Origin of the sequence: Clostridium sp. AF35-15 (genome assembly GCF_003477745.1) — a bacterium.
Lineage (GTDB): Bacteria > Bacillota > Clostridia > Lachnospirales > Lachnospiraceae > Otoolea > Otoolea fessa.
Map to the genome: position 1 here is coordinate 148,029 of NZ_QUDY01000003.1, position 24,882 is coordinate 172,910.

The 24,882-nt window shown below is 48.0% G+C and carries 22 protein-coding genes and 4 tRNA genes; 4 read left to right on the forward strand and 22 right to left on the reverse strand.

Annotated elements, in window-relative coordinates; all coding sequences use genetic code 11:
• Positions 1 to 63 precede the first annotated feature (63 nt).
• The 3 genes from DWZ76_RS05035 to DWZ76_RS05045 are packed head-to-tail and all read left to right on the forward strand — an operon-like array spanning position 64 to position 1,998.
• Positions 64 to 522 carry a hypothetical protein gene (locus tag DWZ76_RS05035; protein WP_107000298.1) on the forward strand — a complete coding sequence of 153 codons (459 nt, stop codon included), beginning with the start codon at positions 64 to 66 and terminating at the stop codon, positions 520 to 522.
• Between the two features lie 18 nt (positions 523 to 540).
• Positions 541 to 1,305, forward strand: a complete 765-nt coding sequence (locus DWZ76_RS05040) for an IclR family transcriptional regulator (RefSeq protein WP_107000299.1) — start codon at positions 541 to 543, stop codon at positions 1,303 to 1,305.
• Between the two features lie 15 nt (positions 1,306 to 1,320).
• Positions 1,321 to 1,998, forward strand: a complete 678-nt coding sequence (locus tag DWZ76_RS05045) for a choline-binding protein (protein WP_118467961.1) — start codon at positions 1,321 to 1,323, stop codon at positions 1,996 to 1,998.
• Between the two features lie 102 nt (positions 1,999 to 2,100).
• Here the strand turns inward: DWZ76_RS05045 and hgdB are convergent, their stop codons facing one another.
• The 21 genes from hgdB to DWZ76_RS05150 all read right to left on the reverse strand — a co-directional run bounded on the left by hgdB (position 2,101) and on the right by DWZ76_RS05150 (position 20,329).
• A complete protein-coding gene (hgdB, locus tag DWZ76_RS05050) occupies positions 2,101 to 3,252 on the reverse strand; it encodes a (R)-2-hydroxyglutaryl-CoA dehydratase subunit beta (protein ID WP_107000301.1) in 1,152 nt (383 codons plus the stop codon).
• Between the two features lie 2 nt (positions 3,253 to 3,254).
• A complete protein-coding gene (gene hgdA / locus DWZ76_RS05055) occupies positions 3,255 to 4,694 on the reverse strand; it encodes a (R)-2-hydroxyglutaryl-CoA dehydratase subunit alpha (protein ID WP_107000302.1) in 1,440 nt (479 codons plus the stop codon).
• 34 nt (positions 4,695 to 4,728) lie between these two features.
• On the reverse strand, positions 4,729 to 5,523 hold the full coding sequence (hgdC, locus tag DWZ76_RS05060; RefSeq protein ID WP_107000303.1) for a (R)-2-hydroxyglutaryl-CoA dehydratase activase HgdC: 795 nt from the start codon (positions 5,521 to 5,523) through the stop codon (positions 4,729 to 4,731).
• Between the two features lie 436 nt (positions 5,524 to 5,959).
• Complete coding sequence (locus DWZ76_RS05065; RefSeq protein ID WP_107000304.1) at positions 5,960 to 7,726, reverse strand: carboxyl transferase domain-containing protein; 1,767 nt, start codon at positions 7,724 to 7,726, stop codon at positions 5,960 to 5,962.
• 145 nt (positions 7,727 to 7,871) lie between these two features.
• Positions 7,872 to 8,681 (reverse strand): glutaconate CoA-transferase subunit B, encoded by an 810-nt coding sequence (gene gctB / locus DWZ76_RS05070; protein WP_107000305.1) that lies wholly within the window; start codon positions 8,679 to 8,681, stop codon positions 7,872 to 7,874.
• 21 nt (positions 8,682 to 8,702) lie between these two features.
• Complete coding sequence (locus tag DWZ76_RS05075; protein ID WP_022359951.1) at positions 8,703 to 9,803, reverse strand: CoA-transferase; 1,101 nt, start codon at positions 9,801 to 9,803, stop codon at positions 8,703 to 8,705.
• 141 nt (positions 9,804 to 9,944) lie between these two features.
• Positions 9,945 to 11,084 (reverse strand): sodium ion-translocating decarboxylase subunit beta, encoded by a 1,140-nt coding sequence (locus tag DWZ76_RS05080; RefSeq protein WP_117796388.1) that lies wholly within the window; start codon positions 11,082 to 11,084, stop codon positions 9,945 to 9,947.
• A gap of 11 nt (positions 11,085 to 11,095) precedes the next feature.
• Positions 11,096 to 11,542, reverse strand: a complete 447-nt coding sequence (locus DWZ76_RS05085) for a biotin/lipoyl-containing protein (RefSeq protein WP_117796387.1) — start codon at positions 11,540 to 11,542, stop codon at positions 11,096 to 11,098.
• Between the two features lie 183 nt (positions 11,543 to 11,725).
• Entirely contained in the window at positions 11,726 to 12,151 is a 426-nt protein-coding gene (locus tag DWZ76_RS05090; protein WP_118472081.1) for an acetyl-CoA carboxylase biotin carboxyl carrier protein subunit, read from the reverse strand.
• A gap of 46 nt (positions 12,152 to 12,197) precedes the next feature.
• Positions 12,198 to 12,494, reverse strand: coding sequence for an OadG family protein (locus tag DWZ76_RS05095; protein WP_022359955.1), 297 nt, complete (start codon positions 12,492 to 12,494; stop codon positions 12,198 to 12,200).
• A gap of 466 nt (positions 12,495 to 12,960) precedes the next feature.
• Positions 12,961 to 14,661, reverse strand: a complete 1,701-nt coding sequence (locus DWZ76_RS05100) for a glutamine--tRNA ligase/YqeY domain fusion protein (RefSeq protein WP_118467955.1) — start codon at positions 14,659 to 14,661, stop codon at positions 12,961 to 12,963.
• A gap of 259 nt (positions 14,662 to 14,920) precedes the next feature.
• Positions 14,921 to 15,349, reverse strand: coding sequence for a flavodoxin (locus tag DWZ76_RS05105; RefSeq protein ID WP_118472082.1), 429 nt, complete (start codon positions 15,347 to 15,349; stop codon positions 14,921 to 14,923).
• Between the two features lie 41 nt (positions 15,350 to 15,390).
• Positions 15,391 to 15,960: a DUF3793 family protein gene (locus DWZ76_RS05110; RefSeq protein WP_107000310.1), complete on the reverse strand. Its 570-nt coding sequence runs from the start codon at positions 15,958 to 15,960 to the stop codon at positions 15,391 to 15,393.
• A gap of 222 nt (positions 15,961 to 16,182) precedes the next feature.
• Positions 16,183 to 17,031 carry a YitT family protein gene (locus tag DWZ76_RS05115; protein ID WP_118472083.1) on the reverse strand — a complete coding sequence of 283 codons (849 nt, stop codon included), beginning with the start codon at positions 17,029 to 17,031 and terminating at the stop codon, positions 16,183 to 16,185.
• 138 nt (positions 17,032 to 17,169) lie between these two features.
• Positions 17,170 to 17,242: transfer RNA gene (locus tag DWZ76_RS05120), tRNA-Lys, on the reverse strand.
• Positions 17,243 to 17,250: 8 nt separating this feature from the next.
• Positions 17,251 to 17,322, reverse strand: a tRNA-Gln gene (locus tag DWZ76_RS05125).
• A 26-nt stretch (positions 17,323 to 17,348) separates the two neighbouring features.
• Positions 17,349 to 17,422 (reverse strand) — tRNA-His (locus DWZ76_RS05130).
• 27 nt (positions 17,423 to 17,449) lie between these two features.
• Positions 17,450 to 17,523 (reverse strand) — tRNA-Arg (locus DWZ76_RS05135).
• A 187-nt stretch (positions 17,524 to 17,710) separates the two neighbouring features.
• Positions 17,711 to 18,250, reverse strand: a complete 540-nt coding sequence (locus DWZ76_RS05140) for a transcription repressor NadR (RefSeq protein ID WP_333489813.1) — start codon at positions 18,248 to 18,250, stop codon at positions 17,711 to 17,713.
• Positions 18,251 to 18,297: 47 nt separating this feature from the next.
• Positions 18,298 to 19,149 (reverse strand): carboxylating nicotinate-nucleotide diphosphorylase, encoded by an 852-nt coding sequence (gene nadC / locus DWZ76_RS05145; RefSeq protein ID WP_117796383.1) that lies wholly within the window; start codon positions 19,147 to 19,149, stop codon positions 18,298 to 18,300.
• Positions 19,115 to 20,329: an L-aspartate oxidase gene (locus DWZ76_RS05150; protein ID WP_117796382.1), complete on the reverse strand. Its 1,215-nt coding sequence runs from the start codon at positions 20,327 to 20,329 to the stop codon at positions 19,115 to 19,117. The genes nadC and DWZ76_RS05150 overlap by 35 nt, the downstream gene beginning before the upstream one ends.
• 362 nt (positions 20,330 to 20,691) lie before the next feature.
• Between DWZ76_RS05150 and DWZ76_RS05155 the strand changes: the two genes are divergently transcribed.
• Positions 20,692 to 21,516: an EFR1 family ferrodoxin gene (locus DWZ76_RS05155; protein WP_118472084.1), complete on the forward strand. Its 825-nt coding sequence runs from the start codon at positions 20,692 to 20,694 to the stop codon at positions 21,514 to 21,516.
• 144 nt (positions 21,517 to 21,660) lie between these two features.
• Here the strand turns inward: DWZ76_RS05155 and DWZ76_RS05160 are convergent, their stop codons facing one another.
• Positions 21,661 to 24,621: a hypothetical protein gene (locus DWZ76_RS05160; RefSeq protein WP_118472085.1), complete on the reverse strand. Its 2,961-nt coding sequence runs from the start codon at positions 24,619 to 24,621 to the stop codon at positions 21,661 to 21,663.
• Positions 24,622 to 24,882 lie beyond the last annotated feature (261 nt).

Consider the following 24,882-nt stretch of genomic DNA (forward strand, 5'->3'; position numbering starts at 1 on the left):
TTATTTTTTAGGCGTTTCGTATTACAATAAGGATATCGAATCGTATAGAGAGGAGTATCAACCATGGCAAAAAAACATTTTGGTAAATTACTGACACTGGCAGCTATCGTCGGCGCTGCAGCAGCTGGTGTTTCTTACGTCTTACAGTATAAATCATTCCACAAGGAACTGGATGAGGATTTCCACGACTTTGAAGATGATTTCGATGATTTTGACGATGCCGGCGATAAAGAAGCTTCCAAGGCTTCTGATACAGCTGCCTCCGAACGCAGCTATGTTTCCTTAAATCCGGAGAAAAAGGAAGCTCCGGCTGAGACTCCAGAGGAAACTTCTGAACATTCTGAGGAAAGCGAAAAAGCTCCGGCTGATGCAGATGTCTCTTCCGAAGAACCAGTCAAAACAGAAACCGTCCGCGCAGATGCTCCGGTTTCCGAGGACGGCGAATCTTCTTCCGAGAAAGAAGATTCCGACGCAGCCCCGGATGACAGCACAACCGTGACGGTTGAGGAAATCACAGAATAACACAGGAGGATTCTTTGCATGATACAAAGTCTTCTCCGCGCGATGGAACTTCTGGAACTTTTAAAAGAAGCCAACCACAAATATTCCATCGCAGAACTTTCCGAATCAACCGGGCTTCCGCCCAGCACAATCCACCGGATTTTGCAGACATTTTGTGAAAAAAAATACGTGATCCGCGATGAACACGCGCACACCTACCAGCTTGGTCCCGCCCTCATCTCTCTCGGTCGGGCGGCGGCTGACAATGTGCGGATTCAGGATGCGGCGCTTCCGATTCTCAAGAACCTCTCCTACTGTACCCGTGAGGATTCCTATCTGATCATCCAGGTTGGCGACAAGGGACTGGTACTTGACAAAACGGACGGTCCGAACCACCTCAAGGTCGTCGAAGAATTTGGCTATGAGATGGATCTGCACTGCGGTGCGATCCGCAAAGCGCTTCTGGCTTTCCAGAGCGACGAATACATCCGCCGCTATCTGGACACACGCTTAACCCGTCCTGAGGCATTTCCAAAGGCGGATCCCGCAGAATTGGCAGAAGAACTCCGCACCATCCGTGAGAAGGGCATTGCCGTTTCCCACGGCGAATACGTCCCGGATGCAGTCGGGATCGGTGCTCCCATTTACGGTATTGACGGACGCATTTCCGCTTCGGTCGGAATCATCGCACCGTATTCCCGTATTGAAGATGACACACATCTTCTGCACCTGCAGGATCAGGTCCGCCACAGTGCGGCAGAATTATCCTATTATATGGGACATACATTTAAGCAGGAGAAATAAAGGAGATTTCACTTTATGATTAATAAACGCTTATTTTTAGCAGGCTTAACAACCGGTCTTCTCTCCCTCTCCGTCGCTTTCCCGGCGATGGCAGGAAGCTGGAAAAATGGAGCTGGTGACAATGCTGCCCGCTGGTGGTACGACAACGGTGACAACACCTGGGCGGCAAATGGCTGGCGCTGGATCGACGGCAACCAGGACGGCGTCAGCGAATGCTACTATTTCGACGCCGAAGGCTGGCTTCTAACCTCCACCACGACACCGGACGGCTACACTGTAAACGCAGACGGCGCCTGGACGGTAAACGGCATCGCTCAGAGCCGCCAGACCGCGGCTTCCAATGAATTCGATAACGAAAGCTGGGACGATTTCCAGAACAGCTCCTCCAAAAAGACGAAAAAAACAGCCACCAGCTCCAGCAGGACGCCAGATTCCGGAAGCTCTGACTCCAGCACCGGCTCATCCGAAGATTCTTCCAGCGATGATAGCAGCAATTCCAACGGAAGCTCCGGCAGCCACAGCAATTCCGGAAGCTCCGGTCCGTCCAAAGAAACCTCTTCTACTTCCGGAGACAAAAAGCCGGATGCTCCAAAGAAGAACTCCAAACAGGAACCAGGCAGCGGCTACCGCCAAGGGTCTGTGACGGATGAGCAAATTGCAAATAATAGTTCTTCTGACTCCACTAAGGAATAAATAAATGTATGCCGCAAGGCGCACCAAACAAACGCCCCCGCAAGAAAATCTCCTGCGGGGGCGTTTCTATCTCATCATTCAGTTTCCCAAACGAATCTTCTATTATTTCTGAAGTGCAAGAACGTCAGCGAATGCCTGAATAGCAGTGCTTGCCTGACCGAAGTCTCTCATCTGCTGGTCGATACCCAGTTTGATGTGCGGAACGCCTGCATCGTTCAGAGCTTTCTTCAGGTATGGATACTCCATCTCCTCCGGATCACAGAACTGCTGCATAAACAGTACCAGACCCTGAGCGCCGCTCTCTTTAACCATGTTAGCTACGAACTCACCACGACGGTTCTTGTCAGATTCCGGATCGTACAGAAGTACTTCGTAATCGATGTTAGCGAACTGTTTAGCCAGTGCTCTAACCGGATCCAGCTCGTCTTCCGGAGCGTCTACACGGAAGGAACGTGTCTCATGTGCTACATCATCTGCAGCGATAGCGATGTTGTTCTCTTCGAAGATAGAAAGCAGCTTCGGATTATCACAGATAATACCGGAGGTAACAACCTTGGTTCCCTTCCAGTCACAGACAGGAAGTTTAGCCAGCTCTGCGTTCAGCTCGTTCAGCTTTGCAGTGTATTCCGGCTTCTCCATGAAGTAGAATGCCTTCAGAACTGCGGAACGTTTGGTTGGTGTGATAACATCACAGTGCTCGTTAGCCAGTTTTACGAACTCACGGCGAGCTGCACGGCTCTTGTTGTATACAACGATAGCATCCTGGATGTCAGAATCAGTAATCTTTCTTCCAGCGATTTCTTCCAGATCAGCTTTTACATGGTTGTACTGATCGATACAGAACTGAAGACCAAACTCTTCGAAACGGTTCTGCGGATGAGCTAAGAAGATAACTTTCATCTTGTCGCCCATAGCTACACGGAAGTTCTGGCTCATCGGACGAAGAGTATCACAGATAGTAGGTGTGATAATACCGTCTAACTGATCCATAGTTCCATCCAGCAGCATCTCCAGAGCTAACTGAGCGATGGTGCAGTAGAAAGTAGCGCAGTACTCTTTTGCACGGCTGATGGTCTTAGTGTTGGAACCCCACATACCCATCGGAACGATACCAGCGGCATATACAAGCTCTTCCGGAGCGTAGTAAGGAAGAACACCAACTACTTTTTTGCCCTGAGCTTTATATTCAGCAAGCTGCTGCTTCGGAGTTGCAGCTTTTACCTTAAATTCTTCTAATAATGCGTTAACACTCATGGTTATTTAGCCTCCTTTGCCTGCTTATTTGCTTCCATTGCCTCAACCAGACCCTCTACACGAGTCTCGTACTGAGCAGCATTGAAGTTACGCGGGTCAGCCTGATCGCCGTCGAAACCAGCACACGGGATACCCAGGTCAGCAGTAAAGCGACGCTGCATCTCAGCCATGTAACCACTCCACGGTTTACAGCTTCTGTTGTAGTGAACCAGAACGCCATCTACCTTGTTATCACGGCAGATGCCTTCACGCCAGTCAACACCCTGCTCGATGCAGACAGAGTTCGGAGCTTTGTAGTAAGCACGAGCCATCTCATCGATGTTGTTGTAAACGAAACCAAATGCCGGAGCATATACAACGGCAGTAACGTTTACACCGTGGGTCTTCAGCGGTTTGAACAGAGCCGGCAGTTTCGGCCAGCACGGAATACCCTCGAACATAACACGGTATTTCTCCGGGAACGGAGTTGTGGTCTCACCCTTCTTAACTGTCTCTTCCAGGTCTTTTGCAAGTAATTCAAAAGCATCACCAGCAGCTACAGTAGCACGTGCAGTTACAACGTCTGCCATGTGGTTGAACAGGTCAAATCCACTGTATGGAGCCGGTTTGTACTGCAGGAAATCACAGACTTTCAGCCAAGCCTTAGCGGTACGGTTAGCGTTTGCACAAGCCTGCTCGAACTTCTTCTCGTCGAACTTCTTGCCTGTCAGCTCTTCCAGCTGTTTGATCGCTTTGTCGAACTGAGCGCGAACGTATTTAACATTCTCATCATGAACTTCTACTGTATTGTTGTACGGGATATCGATCATGATCAGCGGAATGTTACACATACGAGCGATGTTCTCATACCATTTTGTCATACAGTTACAGATGTTGTTGCAGCAAAGAACGAAATCCGGCTGCGGAATACGCATCTGACGAATCGGAGAAATAGCCTCAAGACGTTTCTCTTTTTCCGGACCATCCGGGAGTTTTTCAATCTCAAGCAGGTTGTCCAGCTGCAGATACGGAGTCTGAGTCTTCGGATCCTTCTTCGGTTTTCCGTCTTCACCCATCACTACGTTGCCGTCAGCATCTTTTAATGGTTTACCTGTGCTCGGATCGATGATGTATTCACCAGTCTCCGGATCATACTTACGGGATACACGTACACCAGCTGCATATGCAAGGCTGATACGAGCGTAACCGCAGATATCGTTGTCATATCCAAGATCCTCAGCTGCCTGGCACATCAGCTCACCGTAACGGTTAGCTGCGATACCAGCTGCCTGGTTCTCCGGATACATAACGTGTAAATCAAATGCTGCTGCAAGCTCACACGGGAATTTGGAAGAAGACCATCCAACTAACTCGCCTCTTGCTTTGGCCTCACGCGCCTCTTTGTGTACGTCATCTACGACTTTACGAAGCGCAAGAACACCAGGACTAACTTGTTTTGCCATAATAATTATCCTCCATTCTTAAAAATTAACTTAGTTACTTCTGACGGCTGGCTACCTGATATGCCATCAGGGCTGCGCCAAGCGCGCCGTTATACTGTGTCAGCGGGGATGTACAAATCTTTACGCCAAGCTCAGCCTCAAGCGCATCTACTACGCCCTGGTTCTGAGCCACACCGCCTGTCATAACGACATCCGGCACTACACCGATTCGGTGGGCAAGACCCGTGACACGATGAGCCACTGAACGATGAATACCGGCAATGATATCACATTTATCCGTTCCCATCGACAACTGGCTTATAACCTCACTCTCTGCAAAAACCGTACAGGTGGAACTGATTCCTACCTGCTTCTTGGACATAGCGCCAAGACGGCCTAGATCACTTACCTCAACTTCGAGAACGCGAGCCATAACATCCAGGAATCTTCCGGTTCCGGCTGCACACTTATCGTTCATCTGGAAGTTTGTCATGACACCGTCCTCAACGCGAAGAACCTTCACGTCCTGACCGCCGATGTCAATTACGGTATGAACCTTCGGGAAAAGGAAATAAGCGCCCTTTGCATGACATGACAGCTCACTCATCTGCTTATCGGCAATTCCGTCCATCAGAGATGTACGTCCATAACCGGTAGCCAGTGTGAATGCCATATCTTCTTTCTTGAGGCCTGCATCTTCCAGAACTGCCTCGATGGCACGGCTTGGACCGCTGGTACCTGCTCCAACGTCAATCAGAGACTTACCTACGATCTCCTTGCCATCCTTCAGGATGATACATTTGGAAGCTGTAGAGCCTACGTCGATACCTAAAGTGAAAATTTCGCTCATGATGTATCTTTTTCCTTTCAATACTGACTTTCTATGCCTGATTTTTGTTTCAACGATGTTTTGGCAGATCCGTGCTATCACATCGTCTCCACCCATCATAATACCACAAAATCAACTAAAAGTCGCTGTAAAATCTTGAAAATGTTATAAAATAATTCTTAACAAAACTATTACTTATTACTTATCTGCCTGAGTATACCAATAAATCGAGCAAAGGTTCCAGTTCCTTTGCCCGATTTATCTGCAAGCATCCGGCAAAACGGTTCATTTACAGTCATACAGACAAGCCGCTTCGCCAGAGCCTCACACTATTCACACTATCAATTTGTTACTTATCACTATTTACACTATCACTGTCAGCCGCGTACTTACGCGCCTTCTCTTTTTAAAATGTTATCTTAGCGGCACCTATCACAATGCCGTTTTAATTTGATAATTATTTACCGTAGTTGATGAACTCACGAGTAGATCTCGGAGCCAGCATCTGATGCATCGGGCAGATAGCCTGAGCATTCTGATAATAAGCCTCGGTAAATGCCTGGATGTACGGACGAAGATCGGTCAGATCTACGATCTCATCAACCATACCCTGTTTTGTACAATATTTCGGACGAGATTTGTCTGTGTACATCTGGATCATAGCGTTCATCTTGTCGATGATCGGCTGAAGCGGCTCGCCAGCTTTTTTAGCTTTAACAAGCTTTCTGGAGTACATAGCGTTTGCAGCGGTCTCACCCGGCATTACGTAGTACTCGCAAGCACCTGTACCGATAGAGAATACGTTGGTGTTGTTGCCCTGCGGACCACCCAGAACGTAGTGAGCAGCAGCACTTGCCTTACGAAGAGTAACCTCCAGAGACGGAAGCTTAGCATTCTCGATAGAGTAGATCAGGGACTGACCTAAACCAAGCAGCTCTGCCTTCTCAGCGTCATCGCCTACATCGATACCTGTGGTATCCTGCAGCCAGATAACCGGTGTCTTATCACGAGCACACAGAGTAACGAACTCGTTCATCTTAATCAGACCCTGACGGTACAGCTTACCACCGATACCTACAGAACCCTGTTTGTACTCCGGATAGTTCATGAGTAAGCCCTGTACGTTAGCGATAACACCAACCAGAAGGCCGTTAACTTTTGCAAGACCAGCAACGATCTCCGGACCGTAGCCTTTCTTGTACTCGAAGAACTCACTGTTATCGAACAGACGGCCGATTACATCGTAGATGTCGTACGGACGTTTCTGGTTCATCGGGATGATGCTGTACAGATCCTCAGCCGGAAGCTGCGGAGCCTTCGGGCTGTCAACACGGAAGAACTCCAGGTTGAAGCACGGAAGGTAGTTGATGTACTTCTTGATTCCCTCGATAACGCCTAAATCATCCTCGTAAACTTCACGGAAGAATCCTGTCTCATCATAGTGGATCGGCACGGAACCCGGAGCCGGAACGTGATGTTTGCTGTTCTCGATCTGAGCGTTAACGATCTGCTCTGCTGCTTCCTCATCGATGTAACCCTTCGGGTTCATACCGGAAAGGATACCAGCGCCACCAACTGCCATGTTCGCATCTTTATGAGCGATCAGGATAGTCGGGGAAATGCTGTGGTAACCACCACCTGCCGGGTTGGTTCCGTAGATACCTACGATAACCGGAACACCAAGCTGGTTTAACTCAGCGTTGCGGAAGAACGGTGTACCACCACCACGACGGTTCGGGTATACTTTGTCCTGATTCGGGAACTCAACGCCTGAGCAGTTTAACAGGTATACTAACGGCAGATGCAGCATCTTAGCGGTATCTGCAGCACGGAGCAGGTTATCTGCCTGTCCCGGAACCCAAGCACCAGCCATCTTCTTGTTATCAGAAGCGATGATGTAAACCCATTTGCCATTTACACGGCCAAGACCATTCAGAACGTTAGTTGTCTGGAAACGGTTGTCTTCCGGATTGTAAAGGCTGTTTAACGGGCACCATGTACCTGGATCGATCAGGGCGTTGATACGCTGTGTAGCAGAAAGCTGTCCACGTGCGTTTAACTTCTCTTCGGTTGTGATACCAGCATCAAGAGCCTGCTTAATGGACTCATGGATGTCGTTCTCAACAGCCTTCAGTTCCTGCTCGTTTTCCGGATTCGGATTAACCAGAGCTTTACCAACGGTAGGCATATTCTGGAAATATCCTGGCATTGAATACATATTCATGTCTTCTTTTCTCCTTATAAAATAAAAAATAAAAATGGTTATAAATGAATTGCTTGCGGGACAGTTCGTCTCCTGTCCCGCCTGCAATCAGTAACTAATTAATCGACAGAAATGATATCTGTCTTGATTCCCTATGGAAGGCTAATTACTTAGTCTCCTTCGGAACTTTGATGAATGCCTGACCTGGGTCGATCTCTTCACGAATAACGCGGATGATCTCCGGATCCGGACCTTCCATCAGCTGAGCTCTGGAGGTATCGATCTCGAAACCAGTGTTCTCCTGAACCATTTCCGGAGAGGAGAATGGATAGTAGTAAGCCAGGTACATTCTCTTGGTCTCTTCGTCGAATTTCATGATACCAAGATCGGTAACTACCATCTGCGGTCCACGGTTGCCCGGAAGACCTGCTCTCTCACGTCCGCCAGGGCCGTCCATCCAGCCACAGCTTGTGATGTAGTCAACATGCTCCATGAATCTTCTCTTCTGATGCTGCATCATGATGATGGTGTTGCAGAAGGTAGCGATTCCGTTTGCACCGCCAGAACCGGTGAAACGTGTGGTAGGTTTAACATAATCACCCTTACCAAAGATACAGGTAGAGTTAACGTTTCCGTACGGGTCGATCTGAGCGCCACCGATGAATGCGATCATACGATCAGCATCATGTAACCACTCATTAGCCTCGAAACCTACGAAACGAACGTTTGGCCACTGTACTGCACAGTGAGCCATGAAACGGTTGTCACCTACAGAACGCGGAACCTCAATCGGAGAACAATCCATAAGACCACTCTCTACGATCGGATGGCAGCTCGGGCAAACAACACGTTTTGCCAGGGATGCACCGATTAACGGAAGACCGGTACCAACGATAACGATCTGATTTTCTTTAATATTTTTTGCGATGGCGTAAGCCTGCATTTCCTGCTTTGTATACTTTGTATAATCAGCCATTTTAGATTTTCCCTCCCTCAATTAATGTCTGGTAGAATAGCCAAGATGCGGCTCATTCTTAAGGTTCATGAGGCGAGCGCCGCCCAGTACGTTGAGCAGATCATCCTGATCCTTGCATCCATATACATACTTCTGAAGGTAATCCTTGAAGGTCTCCGGAATCTTGGTGCCGTCAGCAGCATCTTTTGCAGCCTGTGCAGCAACTTCTGCAGCTTTTGCAAGCTTCTCATCTTCCGGCTTAGCAGCAGCAGCCTTAGCAGCTTTGTCTGCAGCCTTCTGAAGCTGTGCCTTAGCATCCTCAGCGTCAAGGTACTTGGAAGCCTTGTCGTACTCTTTCAAGCCCTTATCATCATCATCATAATAGCCGTAGCACTGTGCCGGCCAAGCACCGTACGGTGCACGAACAACGGCGTCTACACACTCACCAAAGATTCTTGTCTTGGTTGGGTCACGACGGATATACTCATCACTTACGATCTCCTCGCAGGTAACGATACAACGTTTTGCAGCTACAGCGATATCTACGTCATGGAACTCATCACCATCGATGATACAGGTTCCATCCGGAGATGCCTGCTGAACATGGATGATAGCGCAGTCAAGCTTCGGAACCGGAACAGCCAGCAGCTTCTCGCCTGGCTCAAGCGGGTTCTCGATCTCTACGCATTTCAGGTTGTCAACACCTTCCATGGTTCTTCTCTTCTCTTCGCTGATACCCCAGAACTTAACAAGTCCGGAGCCCTGCATCATACGTACCGGCAGGTACGGAAGACCCAGAGATGCAGCATGAAGCTGAAGCATCAGAACGTCCTGAGAATAATCCTCATATGTAAGCTCACCCTTCTCGATAGCTGCACGGAAACGACGAGCTACGTTGGTGTAACCAGAGTTTGCAGTATAGCAGTTAATGTAGGCTCTCACACGGCCCTCACCGATTAACGCATCCCAGTCACCACCTGCCGGGCCAGACCAGCCTACAAAACCAGTTTTACCCTGACGAAGGATCTCGTAAACTGCTGCATACGGTTTACGGTTTGTTGTAAATCCGCCGAGACAAAGTACATCGTTGTCACATACATACTTTTCTACGGCATCGTGTAAAGACATTACTTTATTAGCCACAATAAAGCCTCCTTTAAAAAAATTTTCTATAACTACCTATATAAATAAGTAAAAACGGGATCCGGTACTTCCGGCGCTGCGGTCTTTCGCAGGCCAGATGCAGCCAGATCCCGGCTGCAACAGCCAAAAATCAATATTCGATTAACCGAAAATCAGCATGAAGAAACCTGCTGCTACGGCAGAACCGATAACACCTGCTACGTTTGGTCCCATAGCGTGCATCAGAAGGAAGTTGGTCGGATTCTCTTTTGCACCAACTGTCTGAGAAACGCGGGCAGCCATCGGTACAGCAGATACACCAGCGGAACCGATTAACGGGTTGATCTTGCCGCCGGTTACAGCGCACAGCACCTTACCAAGGAGAACACCTCCGATGGTAGCGAATGCGAATGCAAGAAGACCCATGCAAACGATAGCGATGGTCTGAACACGCAGGAAGATCTCGCCGTTTGCGGTCGCACCTACGGTAGTACCAAGCATGATAGTTACGATGTTGCACAGTGCGTTCTGAGCTGTATCAGAAAGACGCTCTGTAACACCAGATTCACGAAGCAGGTTACCAAGCATCAGCATACCAAGCAGCGGAGCTACGGACGGAAGAAGCAGGGAGCAGAACAGTACTACGAATACCGGGAATACGATCTTCTCAACCTTGCTTACCTTACGGAGCTGCTTCATAACGATGGAACGCTCTTTCTTAGTGGTAAGAAGCTTCATGATCGGCGGCTGAATCAGCGGAATCAGCGCCATGTAGGAGTAAGCGGCAACGGCGATCGGAGCAACCAGATCCGGTGCCAGGTTGTTAGCTACATAGATAGCGGTCGGACCGTCTGCACCACCGATGATACCGATAGCAGCTGCCTCACCTACTGTAAACAGACCAGTTGCGTTAGCCAGCATGAATGCAATGTAGATACCGAACTGAGCAGCTGCACCAAGCAGAAGGCTCACCGGGTTTGCAATCAGCGGACCAAAGTCTGTCATGGCACCTACTGCCATGAAGATCAGACACGGGAACAAACTGGACTTAACACCGCCGTAGATGATACGCAGAACACCTGCGGTATACCACGGCTCGCTTTCCTTCATCAGGTCAGCCAACGGCAGGTTTGCCAGGAACATACCAAATGCAATCGGAAGCAGAAGAAGCGGCTCGAACTGCTTTTTAATTGCCAGGTATAATAATACAAAAGCAATGAGAATCATTACACAGCTTCTCCAGGTCAATGCTGCGAAACCCGACTGTGCAAGAAGCTCTTTTAATATTTCAAAAAAGTTCATTACCTAACCTCCTAGTTCAGAGCAACCAGAGCAGCTCCTGTATCAACAGAATCGCCAGCCTTAACAAGGATCTTGCTGACTGTACCGTCTGCCGGAGCAACGATCTCAGTCTCCATTTTCATGGCTTCCATAATAACTACTACTTCGCCAAATTTAACCGCCTGTCCTTCAGATACCTTGATGTTCAGGATTTTACCTGGCATTGGAGCTTCTACGGTAGTTGCGCCCGCCGGAGCTGCTGCCTTCGGAGCCGGAGCTGCTGCCGGTGCCGGAGCTGGAGCCGGTGCTGCTGCAACTGGAGCCGGAGCCGGTGCTGCCGGTCTCTGTACCGGTGCGGATGCCGGAAGAACCGGAGCTGCCGGAGCTGCTACACCATTACGATCCAGAGATTTGTAAGCTTCTAATTTTTCTACTTCAACTTCGTATTTCTTTCCATTGATCGTAGCAACATATTTCATAATTCTTTACGTCCTTTCGAATGTTTATCATTACTGTTCACACATGTGTGCCCAGTAATGGGATTTTGCCGATGCTTTGTATTCCAAATCGGCAAAATCTGTTGCCTGAACTGTATCATACAGAATTTTCAGTTCCGAAAATTCCTTTTTGTAAACAGTTGCTATTTATCATAGTATCGTCTATTAGTTCAGGGTAACCAGTGCTGCACCTGTGTCAACGGCGTCGCCTGCTTTGACAAGAATCTGTGCTACTGTACCGTCTGCCGGAGCAACGATTTCAGTTTCCATCTTCATAGCTTCCATCACGATGACGGTCTCACCAAACTTAACTGCCTGTCCTGCAGATACTTTGATGTTCAGGATTTTACCTGGCATCGGAGCCTCTACGGTAGTTGCACCTGCTGCCGGTGCTGCCGCCGGAGCTGCTGGTGCAGGAGCCGGTGCTGCTGGTGCAGGCGCCGGTGCTGGAGCTGACGGTGCTGCCGGTGCTGCTACTGGAGCCGGTGCTGCTGCCGGAGCCTCGCCGTAACGCGGCATTGGCTCGTATGCATCGATTCTTTCAAGTTCTACTTCGTACTGTTTTCCATTGAGGGTAGCCGTATACTTCATAACTGCTCTAACCTTCCTTTCGATTTCCTTTCATTCCTGTTTCTCATTACTTAACTTCTGTCACGCTCAAGATCTTAAACTTGTCTGTCGGCAATCCGAGGTCATCCCCGATCGTTGCCATCAGCACGGCAAGTAATTCCTTATCAGCTTCATCCGACACAGCCGGTGCTGCTTTCTGTGCTGCGGCCGGGGCCTTAGCACCATCAGAAACAACGGAGCGGAGAATCTTGGAAATTACCATAATTGCCAGAGCCAGACAGATCAGAGCCAGGAAAACTACCGAAAGACCCAGCAGAGAAACGATAACTGACTGCCCGAAAGGCATAGTTGGTTCAGTCCACATTGTGCATTGCACCTCCTTATTTATTTTAGGTTCTGCTTTCTTTGTGAAAAATTATACTTATAAAATTCCACCAGTAAGATTCCGTATTGTGGAATGCATTCCATTTTTGAAAGCAATTTATAAGGGGCTTTTCCCCTTAACTGTAACAAGTGAAGCCACAGATTGACATGATCAGCTCACTTTACTTAAATTATAACAGTAACCCCCCTGATTGTCAACCAAGCCTTTCATAAATTATGCACAAAAAGCAGGGTGTTTTATTAGCAAAAACAACCTGCTTTTTATAGGTTATTACTACATTTTTCTACATTTTTCTTAATAACCCCCGGAAGAATCGCCAAGACCTCTCAAGCATTTTGCTCATATTCTAAAATGTATTCTGAAAGTCCCGTTCTCTCCTTTTTTCATCAGAACAAAGCCGCTTTTTTCTGTATTTTTTTATACATTTTCAAGAGTTGTTCTCGATTTATTTCGGAAGCTTGAAAGAGCTCTTCAGCGAAACAATCCGGTTGAAAACCGGTTTGCCCGGCTCGCTGTCGCGGCAGTCCACGCAGAAGTATCCATTGCGGACGAACTGAAAGCTCTCAAATGCTTTTGCCTCTTTCAGACCCGGCTCTAAGTAACACTCTTTCAGAACGCGCAGGGAATTCGGATTTAAGTTCAGCGTTCCATCTGCATTGAGTTTGCCCTTTTCCTCGTCTACCAGGTTCTCATAGAGACGTACTTCTGCTTTCAGTGCAGTCTGTGCTGCTACCCAGTGAATCGTACCTTTTACCTTTCTTGCATTGAAGCCGGAACCACTCTTCGTCTCTGGATCGTAGGTACAGTGAACAACCGTTACATTACCGTCTGCATCTTTCTCGAATCCGGTGCAGGTAACAAAGTACGCGTTCATCAGGCGGACCTCATTGCCCGGGAAGAGACGGAAGTATTTCTTCGGTGGTTCTTCCATAAAGTCCTCGCGTTCGATGTAAAGTTCTCTGCCAAATGGAATCTTTCTGGAACCAAGTTCCTCGTTCTCCATATTGTTTGGTGCATCCAGCTCCTCGATCTGTCCTTCCGGATAGTTGTCGATAACAAGCTTGACCGGGTCAAGAATTGCCATCACACGGGACTTCTTTAATTTCAGATCCTCGCGCAGGCAGTACTCTAACATTGCACTGTCGATGGAATTATCTGCTTTGGAGACACCTGCCAGCTCTACAAAGCGGCGGATGGATTCCGGCGTGTAACCTCTGCGGCGCAGCGCTGCGATGGTTACCAGACGCGGGTCATCCCAGCCATCTACAATCTTATCTTCTACCAGTTTCTTGATATAACGTTTTCCGGTAATGACGTTGGTCAGATACATCTTCGCAAACTCAATCTGGCGCGGCGGGTTCTCAAACTCGCACTCTCTTACGACCCAGTCATAGAGCGGTCTGTGATCCTCAAATTCCAGCGTACAAATCGAATGCGTGATGTGCTCAATCGCATCCTCAATCGGATGAGCGAAATCGTACATCGGGTAAATGCACCATTTGTCCCCGGTGTTGTGATGATGCATATGGGCTACACGATAAATAACCGGATCACGCATATTGATGTTCGGGGATGCCATATCAATTTTCGCACGCAGTACCTTTTCGCCATCCGCATATTTGCCTTCTTTCATCTCCTCAAAGAGCTGTAAGTTCTCCTCGATGCTGCGGTTGCGGTATGGGCTTTCCTTACCAGGATTGTTAAAATCACCGCGGTACTCGCGGATCTGATCAGCTGTCAGATCGCAGACGAATGCTTTTCCCTTTTTAATAAGAAGAACTGCACACTCATACATCTGCTGGAAATAGTTGGATGCAAAAAACAGGCGGTCCTCAAAATCAGCGCCCAGCCATTTTACATCCTCGATGATTGACTCAACAAACTCCGTCTTCTCCTTCGTCGGGTTGGTGTCATCAAAACGGAGATTGAATTTTCCGTTGTATTCTTTTGCCAGTCCAGAGTTCAGAATAATCGATTTAGCGTGTCCAATATGAAGATATCCGTTCGGTTCCGGAGGAAATCTCGTCTGGACATGATCGTAAACGCCCTCTGCCAGATCTTTGTCAATCTCGCGCTCGATAAAGTTCTTGGAGACAGCCTCTTCCTTCTCCTCTCCCTCTGCCAATGGTTTTTTATTTTCTTCCATATACATTCCCTCCGTTGTTTCTTTTCGTAAATTGATACTGTTGTTTGAGTCAAATCAAACAGTTTTATTTTTTATCATATCACATTTTGGAGTTTTCGAAAAGGGGATATTTGCCCACAAAAAAGGAAGCGCCGCGGGAGGACACTTCCTTTTCTGATTTTCAATTTTTAAGCATCTTTATTATGGCAATTTAAGATGTCCTGCGTTCGCAGGTAATTGTACTTCTTCTTATTATATATGTGTTTTTATGCGATTTTACTTATGCGTTTGCAAGAGCCTCGCCCAGTGCCTCGCACTCAGCACCTGCTGCCTCGTCCGGCGTTGCGTTGCAGATTACCGGCTCGCAAGCCATGGTTACGCCCAGAGTCATGCAGTCGCTCTCCCAGGTACGCATCCACTCGCCGTCGCCCCATCCGTAAGAACCGAATAATGCAATCTTTTTGCCAGAGAGAACCAGGCTAACCTCGTCGAACATCGGCTGGAACTCAGACTCCTCTAACTGTTCAGCCCCCATAGACGGGCAGCCAAATGCGATTCTGTCATACTCGCCAGCTTTGTCAGCGCCAAACTCTGCGGAAGTAAATAAATCAGCCTCGCCACCCGCTTTCTTAACGCCCTCTGCTACGTAATTTGCCATAGCCTCTGTGTTTCCCGTTCCGCTCCAGTATACAATTGCTACCTTGCTCATTTTTATTTCCTCCTTGTGAATAATTTACTTACTTAGATTTATTATGCGGCTTTTACAAGCTGAATAATCGGTGTCCCCTGACGGTATTTCTCCCGGCACACTTCCGTGCATTCCCGGTATGAATCAAACCGCCGTTTTGCTTCCTGCGGGTCGCCATACGTCTTCCAGTAACCGCTGCAGGTATAATTTTTTCCCTGATTTTCAATGAATCCAACAACATCCTCAAGCGGATACCCCAGGAAAATGCCAATCTCATGTGGAAAATCATGTTCCAGACAAAGCCGGTTGGAAAGCTGCTTCAAAAAGCCATCGACCGTCTTCTGCATCTGGTAACCAGACTTTTTTAAAAAGTGCTGTACAGATATTTTACCCAGAATAAAGCGAAGCCATTCCTCGCGGTACACCAGAATCAGAAACGCGCCCGTCCGGCTGCACTCTTTAAGCGCCCGCACCTGAAGCCCCGACGGTTCCAGTTCCCGGTTCCAGAAATCAAGCGCTTCCAGGAGTTTATCACGGTTCTGCGGCTGATAGCGGAACAAGTTCGACGGTTTGATGCCACGAAGAGTCGGCGCACACACCTCTACGAATACTTCTTCAAACAATCGTTCCATCTTCCTGCCTCCTGACTGCTTCTCTTAGTTAGCCATATCTACCTTTAGTTAGATATGGCTAACTATCTTTCAAAAAATAAAAGGCTTTTTCTGCCTTCTATTTTCCTTTTCACGGGTTAGTCTTATCTAACTTCAATGAGACTATATCATGAATCACTTACCACGTCAAGCAAATTTTGTTCATTTTTGCTTACTGAGTTTTTTTATCAGTAACATCATTTTCTATCTTTTGGGACGATAAATAATCTCATTCACCGTATACACCGTCACAAATGCCTTCGGATCTGTTTTTAATATATACGGCATGAGCTGTGCATATTCGTTTTTATCTACGATCGTGATAATTTCCGTCTTCGGCTCATTGTCAAACGCGCCGAATCCCTGATAGATCGTCGCGCCGCTGTGAAGCGTATGCAGGATAAACTGGCGTATCTCTTCTTCTTTTTCCGAGATAATGCAAACTCTCTTTTTCAGATTCAGACCGAAAATAAAATGATCCAGCACAATTCCGTTTAAGTATGTACCCAGAATGCCCAGCACCACCAGTTTTTTATCGCTGAAAAACACGGATGAGAGCGCCACACACATGCCTGGAAGCGCCATCGCTTTTCCCAGCTCCATATGGAAATATTTGTTTAAGAGCTTTGCCACGATGTCCAGACCGCCCGACGAGGCATTCATCCGGAACAAAAGAGCCAGACCAACGCTGACAACAAAGATATAGCAGACCGTATCCATCATCGCATCCTGGTTGATCGACACAAAATCCGGGAAAACCTGCTCAAACACCCACAGAAAAACCGGCAGAATCAGCGACGTATACACCGTCTTGACGCCGAACTCGCGTCCGATAAAAAGAAAGCCCACCACCAGAAGCGCCGCATTTAAAATAAAGGTCAGCACTGAAATCGGCAGCGGTATCACATTTCCCAAAAGCATCGCCAGACCGGAAATACTTCCCACCGATACACCGCTCGGAATCAGAAAGAAATAGACGGCTGCCGCCACGACAAAGGTCGCCGCTGTGATCATTGTGTACTCCCCGATTACGCGCATGGACTTTTTGGCCATAACTAAAAACCTCCTCATATTACAATTTCGCGCGAGCGCGCATCATTGGCACGTTAGTGCCTTTTTGTGTGATAGAGAATTTCAAGGAATTACCTATTACACAAAAAGACACATCGCGTCTGCAATGTGTCTTCGTAATGAGGCATCGGGGATTCGAACCCCGGACAACTTGATTAAAAGTCAAGTGCTCTACCGACTGAGCTAATACCCCATATTTAACTGGGCTAGTTGGATTCGGACCAACGAATGCAGGAGTCAAAGTCCTGTGCCTTACCGCTTGGCGATAGCCCATCAGCAAAAGATCCTTTTAAAAGGAAGGTGGATATAGGGATTCGAACCCTAGGCCTCCAGAGCCACAATCTGGCGCGCTAACCAACTGCGCTATATCCACCATAGGAATCTGTCGAAACAGATTCGACGAGCCTGAAGGGATTCGAACCCCCGACCCACGGCTTAGAAGGCCGTTGCTCTATCCAGCTGAGCTACAGACTCATATTCATTTTGCGATTCTGACCGTTTTATCCGGCACTGTAACCATTCCCGCACCTGACCTCTCAGCCAACTGCTTATCTGTCTCATCGACAGCAAAGATAGTATATAACATTTGAAAAAGAATGTCAACAGGAAATTTCATATTTTTTAAAATAATTTCAAAAATTCATTTCTTTTGACTTCCCCCCTATTTTTCCACCTCTTCCTGCTCGTATGACAGGAAGTCCGCCAGAAATCCCTTTTCCCGCAGCGCTGCCTCGATCTCGTCGAGAATCTCCTCCTGATCGGCAGCCACGTGATGGAAATGATAGCCCGATGTCACGTTTAAAAGCGGCGTGGAACGCCCAGTCCGGATATTTTCCACAAATGCCTCAACATCGCGGCGGCTGCGGATATTTAACGGCGCCGATACCTTTCCATAGATGCGGTGGTTGACCATGACATCCAGCACCTCGCCGCCCAGATCAACAATCGTATTCAGCTCTTCGCGCGTCTGCTCGGTCGTATGGCACATTTTAAAGAGGCGTTCCGTCTGGTGCGGCACCTCCAGCACATAACCGCGGGCAGTCGCAAGGACAGGGTGTCCCTCGGTACGCAGAAGCGCGATATCCTGCACCACCACCTGACGGCTCACGCCGACTGCCCGCCCCAGCGCCCCGCCGGAAAGCGGTGTGGATGACTGTCCCAGCATTTCCAGTATTTTCTTTCTCCGCTGTACTCCTGTCATCGTTGTTTCCATCCTGTTTTCCCTGTCCTTTCTTAGTTTTTAAATTTTTATAATGCCCGCAGATGTTTGAGGCTCAGATCCAGAATTGGTGCCGAGTGCGTCAGCGCGCCGCTGGACACATAATCTACGCCTAATTTCGTGATCGTTGCGATATTTTCCTTCGTCATATTTCCGGAACACTCCGTCTCGGCGCGTCCGTCGATGATGCGGATCGCCTCCGCCATCTCGTCCGGGGTCATATTGTCCAGCATGATAATATCAGCGCCCGCTTCCACTGCCTCGCGCACCATATCGAGATTTTCCGTCTCCACCTCGATCTTGCGGACAAATGGGGCATATTCCTTCGCCGCCTCAACCGCCGCCTTAACTCCGCCGGCTGCGTCGATATGGTTATCCTTGAGCATCACGCCGTCCGATAAGTTGTAACGGTGGTTGCTGCCGCCGCCAACCTTGACCGCATATTTTTCAAATATACGCATACACGGGGTCGTCTTGCGCGTATCTAAAAGCGTCGTCTTCGTTCCTTCTAAAAGCTTCGCCACCTGGTTCGTATAGGTCGCAATGCCGCTCATCCGCTGTAAATAGTTGAGCGCCGTCCGCTCGCCAGAAAGAAGCACCCGGATGTCGCCGGTAATCACACCTAAAAACTGCCCTTTTGTGACGGTATCCCCGTCTTTTACCTCAAATTTTGTCTCGGTCGTCTCGTCAAGAAGTTTAAACACGCGCTCAAACACCTGTAAACCGGCGATAATACCGTCCGCCTTGGCTAAGAGCTGTACCTCGCCCCTGCGGTATTCCGGCATGACCGCGTTCGTCGAAACGTCCTCACTGTTAATATCTTCCTTTAATGCCATGCGGATATACTCATCCGCAACAAGCTGCATCGTAATTGGATTCATACTCTTCGTCCTCCCGTCCGGCAATCTTGCCTGCCGCTCTCTCTGCAAATACAAGGCTTTCCAGCAGACTGTTGCTGGCAAGCCGGTTTTTTCCGTGTACGCCGTTGCAGCTCGTCTCACCAACCGCATACAGGTGATTCATCGTCGTCTCGGAGAAATGATCGACATAGATACCGCCCATGAAATAATGCTGCGCCGGTACGACCGGAGCCGGTTCCTTCGTGATATCGTAGCCCTCTTTTAAGCACTCCTCATAAATGTGCGGAAAATGCCCCCGGATCGTCTCCTCCGGAACTGCCTCAAACGACAGCCATACATGATCGCTGCCCTCTTTTTCCATCTCCTTCTCGATCGCCTGCGTCACCACATCACGCGGCAGAAGCTCATCGACAAAGCGCTCGCCCTTTCCATTTAACAGAACTGCTCCCTCGCCGCGGGTCGATTCTGAAATCAGGAAGCTGCGTCCCGGCTTCTTGCTGTACAGGCTGGTCGGATGAATCTGGACATAATCGAGATGTTCCAGACGCACGCCGTGTTTCTTTGCCACATCCAGCCCATCACCTGTCAGGCTCGGGAAGTTCGTCGAATGCTTGTAAAGCCCACCGATACCGCCGGTCGCCAGAACCGTGTCTTTCGCATGAATCTTTAAAATATCGCCGTCTGCATTCTTTGCCAGAATACCGGTGCAGATGCCCTTTTCTACCAAAATATCCGTCATAACAGTATATTCCCGGATTTCTACATTCGGAAGTTCTTTTACACGCGTCTGCAGGGTCGTCGTGATCTCTTTTCCCGTGATGTCCTCATGGAAACAGATACGCGGCTGCGAATGCGCGCCCTCCTTTGTATATTTTAAACTGCCATCTGGATTTTTGTCAAACCCTACGCCTAATTTCAGCAGATTATTTATCACATCCCGGCTGGAGCGGATCATGATATCCACACTCTCCTTGCGGTTCTCGTAGTGTCCCGCGCGCATCGTGTCCTCAAAATACGCATCATAATCTGTCTCATCCCGCAGCACGCAGATACCTCCCTGCGCCAGCATGGAATCACAGCTCTCTATATCTTCCTTGCAAATCATTAAGATCCGGTCTTCCGACGGCAGATTTAAAGCGGTGTACAGACCGCCTACGCCACACCCGACGATGACCACATCATAATTTTCCTCCCGGACCATTTTGTTGCCTTCCTTTCTATACCATACGTTTGCACTTATCTTTTTATCCTGCAGATAGTTCAGCCTTCAAATCGCAGAATACTATCTGCCACTCTATGCTCCTATCGCAAACAGAGTTCTCTTTCAATCCAAAACTTCATTTGTGCATCCGCACCAGTATAGCACATATTATTTCATGTGACAAGACATATGTAATGATATTTTGGGTGATTCTGCAAAAAACATATTACTATTCACGCATACGTGCCCAGTAACCAAAAAACTCCAGTTTCATTGACAGTCCACCATAAATCCATTAAAATACCTACTATAATAAGGTTTTTGCCAAATTAAATTTAAACATATGAAGAGAAGGTATTTTCATGAAAATCAATCACGTACACGCAGTCTATTTCAGCCCGACCGGCAACGCGAAAAAGGTTATCATCACGCTGGCGCAGGCCATCGCGGACACACTCGGCGTCCCGATGGATTCCTATGATTTCACGCTGCCGGAAAGCCGCGAAAAAGTCCATACATACGGGACAGAAGATCTGCTCGTCATCGGCACCCCGGTCTACGCGGGACGCATCCCGAACAAGATGCTCCCATTTGTACAGACCCATTTTGAGGGAAATGGCGCGCTCGCCATTCCGGTGGCTGTCTTCGGAAACCGCAACTTCGACAATGGGCTCATCGAGCTTCGCAATGAATTAGAGGCGCACGGTTTCCACACCATTGCGGGTGCCGGTATCCCGACCGAGCACGTATTCAGCGACAAGCTGGCAACCGGACGTCCAGATGCAGATGATCTCGCACAGATCCATGCATTCGGCATCAAAGCAGCTGAAAAGATCACTTCCCTGACCGAAATCCCGGCTCCGATTGCCGTGCGCGGCGATGATCCGGTCGGACCATATTACACACCGCTCGGCACCGACGGAAAACCGGCTGTCTTCCTGAAAGCCAAACCAGTTACTGATCTGGAAAAATGTACCGGATGCGGCATCTGTGCAACGGTCTGTCCGATGGGTTCTATCCCGGCGGATGCACCGGACACCTGTACCGGTATCTGCATCAAGTGCCAGGCGTGCATCAAGATCTGCCCGGCTGGCGCCAAATACTTCGACAACGAGGCTTTTCTGTCCCACGTTGCGATGCTGGAGCAGAACTATACACGCAGAAGTGAGGCGGAGTATTTTATTTAAAAAATATATTTTGACAAACGGCAGCTGCCAGACAGGAAGAGATACTTACTGTATCCACCTGTTTAGCAGCTGCCGTTTGATTTATATCTGTTTGATTTATACCTATTTACAACGTTTCTGCGTCTTTATCATCACCGTTTTCTTTTAGTTTTTACGGTTCTTTTCTTCTTCCTCCCGTCTGCCGCTCATCCATACATAAGCAGATGCGATCAGTCCGAGTGTCAGCATCAGAGCCGATGTGTTTACTCCGTCCTCTCCTGTCTTCGGAAGTCCCTGTGCAGGAATGTTTTCAATCGGCACTTCCGCCGGCTGTTCCGGAAGCACCGGTTCTTCGGTGACTGTCCCCGGTCCCGCAGAGGTTGTCTTCTTTCCGCCAGAACTGGAACCGCCGCCTCCATGACCGCCGTGGCTTCCGCCACCCCCATGATCCGGGGTTGGATCTGGCTTCGGAGCTGTCTTTCCGTTGACAAAGTTTACTTTCAGGGTTTCGCCGCCTTTGATTGCGCCCATATAAACCACAGCGCTCTCCACGCCGGTGGCCGGGTTAATCACACTGCTTACCCCTTTTTCGGCTGTCATCTGCTGATACGATTCTTCATCGCAGATCACATAAATATTGGAATCCACCTTATATCCATCTGGCGCCGCCTTTTCCTGAAGGTAATAGACCACTCCCTCTAAAAGTGCATAATCAATATTCAGGGTTCCGTTGGTCGTCGAGACGGTATAATTTAACTCTTTGTTGTCCGGATCGTACTCAACCCAGCCATAATATCCATCTTTTACCAGTTTCTGGCTCTTCGTCCCATCTTCATTTTCTACCGTTTCGTAGACCGGATCCACATAAACACAGTATTTTGTCACATCCGTTGTCTTCTGATTTCCCTGTTCATCTGTCTCCGTCTTGCTGTCTATATACCAGAGATAGAACGAAGTCTGCCCCTCGCCCTCGTCATCTCCGAGCTGGCTGCCATCCGTATCTACCTTGGTCAGGTTGAAAGTGCCATCCTGCTGTTTGAGAACCATGGAACTGTACCAGTTCCAGGCGGTATTCTGATAATTGTTATCTGAACGTTCGCCATCGATATTGGTTGCCATGGTAAATGCAACCCAGGTAGCTTCTTCCGCCATCAAACCGGACTTTAGCAATGCGTTAAAATAGGCATTTGCCTTATCCCATGCACCATCCGTTTCATTTAACTTATCCGCCATATAATCGCCGATCGTCATCTCACACCCATCCGTCGCCCAATTTCCATGACTATGATCGTGACCCAGATTTTCATTTTCCAGGAATTTTTTCATATCCTCCTGGCTGCCGACATTGAAGCTGAAAATATTCTGATAAAAATTATCATACTGGCTGCTGGAATGAAGCAGCATCGGATCTAGAGAAGCCAAGGAAGAATTTCCGCTCTCTCCCGCTCGCGTTAGTTCATTTTCCGCTGCTTCATTCTTAGAAAGCAGTTCCTCGATCGTCGTGTAGGAAGTTCCTCCTTTCTCGTTGTAGTATTTAAGAACTTCTTTTTCTAGTGTCGTGTTATTTTTAGAAAGATATTGATTCAAGGCATCCTGAATTTTATATTTTGATGCCCGGATTGCATCAATCTCACCGCCACGCACCCACGGAGCATAATATTTACTTCCATCCGCCTTGATCGCATAATTGTTTTTTCCGCTGGACGGAATTAATTTTACAACATACTTTCCAGAACCTTTTGGTTTTTCTTCCACCTGTGCACTATTAAAATCGCAATAATAGCAATCATATTTTTCTGAATACAGATAATATTTTTTTCCAATCTTATAAACCGGATCTCCAACATTAATATCGTCTTTCGTTAATTTGATATAGGATGTCGTTAAATTTCCGTCCTTATCAATTCCGTACTGGCGCTGAGACTGCGTGTCTTTCAATGCCTCATCAATCAGATTTTCAATAACTCCTGTTGTGCTGGAATTCTTTATATCATACTTGGGAGAAAGAAATCCCTTCGTATAATCATCCGGCAGTTCCTGTCCGTCAAATCCAACGACTCCTGTCTGATCCTGATTGCTCATGTCCGGTGTCGATACGATAAAGCTGTTATTTTTATACACATATGTATGTTTGGAACCGTTGGTAATATAAACATCAAATACCATTGTACATCCCGGTTCCTCATACGGACAGACTGTTCCATTTTTTATATTATAGCTATATTCAACTCCATTGAAAACCTGACGGATCGTATTTTGTCCGTAATACTGTGCATTTTCCAGCTCGTTCGCACCTTCTTTAGTCTGGAACCACTGTTCAAACTGCTTCTTTCCAGCCGCATTGATCTCTTCCATCACCTTGCTCAGCTCAATCGTCTGGTCACCCTTGGCATCTTCTTTGATATTAAAGGTTACCTTAAATTTTCCAGTTTCTTTATCATAAAAATATTCATAATCCTTCTCTTCCGGTAAAACAGGTTTTACCTCTGTCTCCTGGCTGCCGCCCGTCTGGTTTCCGGAATTATCCACATTTTCCTGTCCATTCTGAGAATTAGAATCTCCGGCTGCTCCCGACGCCGAACCTGCAGAGCCTGTACCGGAATTGGCATCCGATTCGTTCTTTTTCGAGTCGGACGGCGCACCCGGAATAATTTCTACCGTGTCAGACTGAGATGGGCGTTCGATCGAATCGTATGGATTATCCGTCTGTTCACCCGACGGATTCTGACCGTTTTCTTCCCCTGTCTGGCTGTTTCCATTTTCATTCACAGAACCCACAGTTCCGGCTTCATTTCCTTCACCAGCTCCATCTGAGCCCTCATCTCCAGAAACATCCGCTACCGTAGAACCATCCTGCACTCCAACAGTATCTTTCCCAGCAATATTCTCTGCCTGTTTTCCAGTATCAAATACTTCTTTCTCCATCCACTTATCCAGATCGACTTTCTCCTGCGTTCCCGCTGTGTCCACACTTTCTTTGACAACTGCCGCATCATCCGCATAAGCAGTCGCCGTACCGAAGGAACTAAACGACAGCATCAGCGCCAGCAATACTGCTATCGGACGGCGCATCTGATTTTTATACTTCCGTCTCCGGCTCCTTCCCCTGATTTTTCTCTCTTTCATCCCTTTACCTCCCTTGATAGATCTATTTCCAGATGCAGTAGCATATAAACATTTCTTTCCGGTCCGTTTCCATGTTATGTCTTTCTGTCTATCCAGTTACTGCATCATGGTAACGCATTTTGTTTTTCCACATCTGGAACATTCCCCATCTTATTCTGCGTTACTGTTCACGCATACGTGCCCAATAACGGAATTTGCCGTGGCTTTGCATTTAAATACGGCAAATTCCTGCTGCCACCACGTTTTCTTACGGCACTTTCG

Bases quoted from the DNA above. Each gene is read 5' to 3' on its own strand.
- DWZ76_RS05035 (WP_107000298.1), top strand. From the start codon at position 64: ATGGCAAAAAAACATTTTGGTAAATTACTGACACTGGCAGCTATCGTC.
- DWZ76_RS05040 (WP_107000299.1), top strand. From the start codon at position 541: ATGATACAAAGTCTTCTCCGCGCGATGGAACTTCTGGAACTTTTAAAA.
- DWZ76_RS05045 (WP_118467961.1), top strand. From the start codon at position 1,321: ATGATTAATAAACGCTTATTTTTAGCAGGCTTAACAACCGGTCTTCTC.
- hgdB (WP_107000301.1), bottom strand. From the start codon at position 3,252: ATGAGTGTTAACGCATTATTAGAAGAATTTAAGGTAAAAGCTGCAACT.
- hgdA (WP_107000302.1), bottom strand. From the start codon at position 4,694: ATGGCAAAACAAGTTAGTCCTGGTGTTCTTGCGCTTCGTAAAGTCGTA.
- hgdC (WP_107000303.1), bottom strand. From the start codon at position 5,523: ATGAGCGAAATTTTCACTTTAGGTATCGACGTAGGCTCTACAGCTTCC.
- DWZ76_RS05065 (WP_107000304.1), bottom strand. From the start codon at position 7,726: ATGAATATGTATTCAATGCCAGGATATTTCCAGAATATGCCTACCGTT.
- gctB (WP_107000305.1), bottom strand. From the start codon at position 8,681: ATGGCTGATTATACAAAGTATACAAAGCAGGAAATGCAGGCTTACGCC.
- DWZ76_RS05080 (WP_117796388.1), bottom strand. From the start codon at position 11,084: ATGAACTTTTTTGAAATATTAAAAGAGCTTCTTGCACAGTCGGGTTTC.
- DWZ76_RS05085 (WP_117796387.1), bottom strand. From the start codon at position 11,542: ATGAAATATGTTGCTACGATCAATGGAAAGAAATACGAAGTTGAAGTA.
- DWZ76_RS05090 (WP_118472081.1), bottom strand. From the start codon at position 12,151: ATGAAGTATACGGCTACCCTCAATGGAAAACAGTACGAAGTAGAACTT.
- DWZ76_RS05095 (WP_022359955.1), bottom strand. From the start codon at position 12,494: ATGTGGACTGAACCAACTATGCCTTTCGGGCAGTCAGTTATCGTTTCT.
- DWZ76_RS05100 (WP_118467955.1), bottom strand. From the start codon at position 14,661: ATGGAAGAAAATAAAAAACCATTGGCAGAGGGAGAGGAGAAGGAAGAG.
- DWZ76_RS05105 (WP_118472082.1), bottom strand. From the start codon at position 15,349: ATGAGCAAGGTAGCAATTGTATACTGGAGCGGAACGGGAAACACAGAG.
- DWZ76_RS05110 (WP_107000310.1), bottom strand. From the start codon at position 15,960: ATGGAACGATTGTTTGAAGAAGTATTCGTAGAGGTGTGTGCGCCGACT.
- DWZ76_RS05115 (WP_118472083.1), bottom strand. From the start codon at position 17,031: ATGGCCAAAAAGTCCATGCGCGTAATCGGGGAGTACACAATGATCACA.
- DWZ76_RS05140 (WP_333489813.1), bottom strand. From the start codon at position 18,250: ATGACAGGAGTACAGCGGAGAAAGAAAATACTGGAAATGCTGGGACAG.
- nadC (WP_117796383.1), bottom strand. From the start codon at position 19,149: ATGAATCCAATTACGATGCAGCTTGTTGCGGATGAGTATATCCGCATG.
- DWZ76_RS05150 (WP_117796382.1), bottom strand. From the start codon at position 20,329: ATGGTCCGGGAGGAAAATTATGATGTGGTCATCGTCGGGTGTGGCGTA.
- DWZ76_RS05155 (WP_118472084.1), top strand. From the start codon at position 20,692: ATGAAAATCAATCACGTACACGCAGTCTATTTCAGCCCGACCGGCAAC.
- DWZ76_RS05160 (WP_118472085.1), bottom strand. From the start codon at position 24,621: ATGAAAGAGAGAAAAATCAGGGGAAGGAGCCGGAGACGGAAGTATAAA.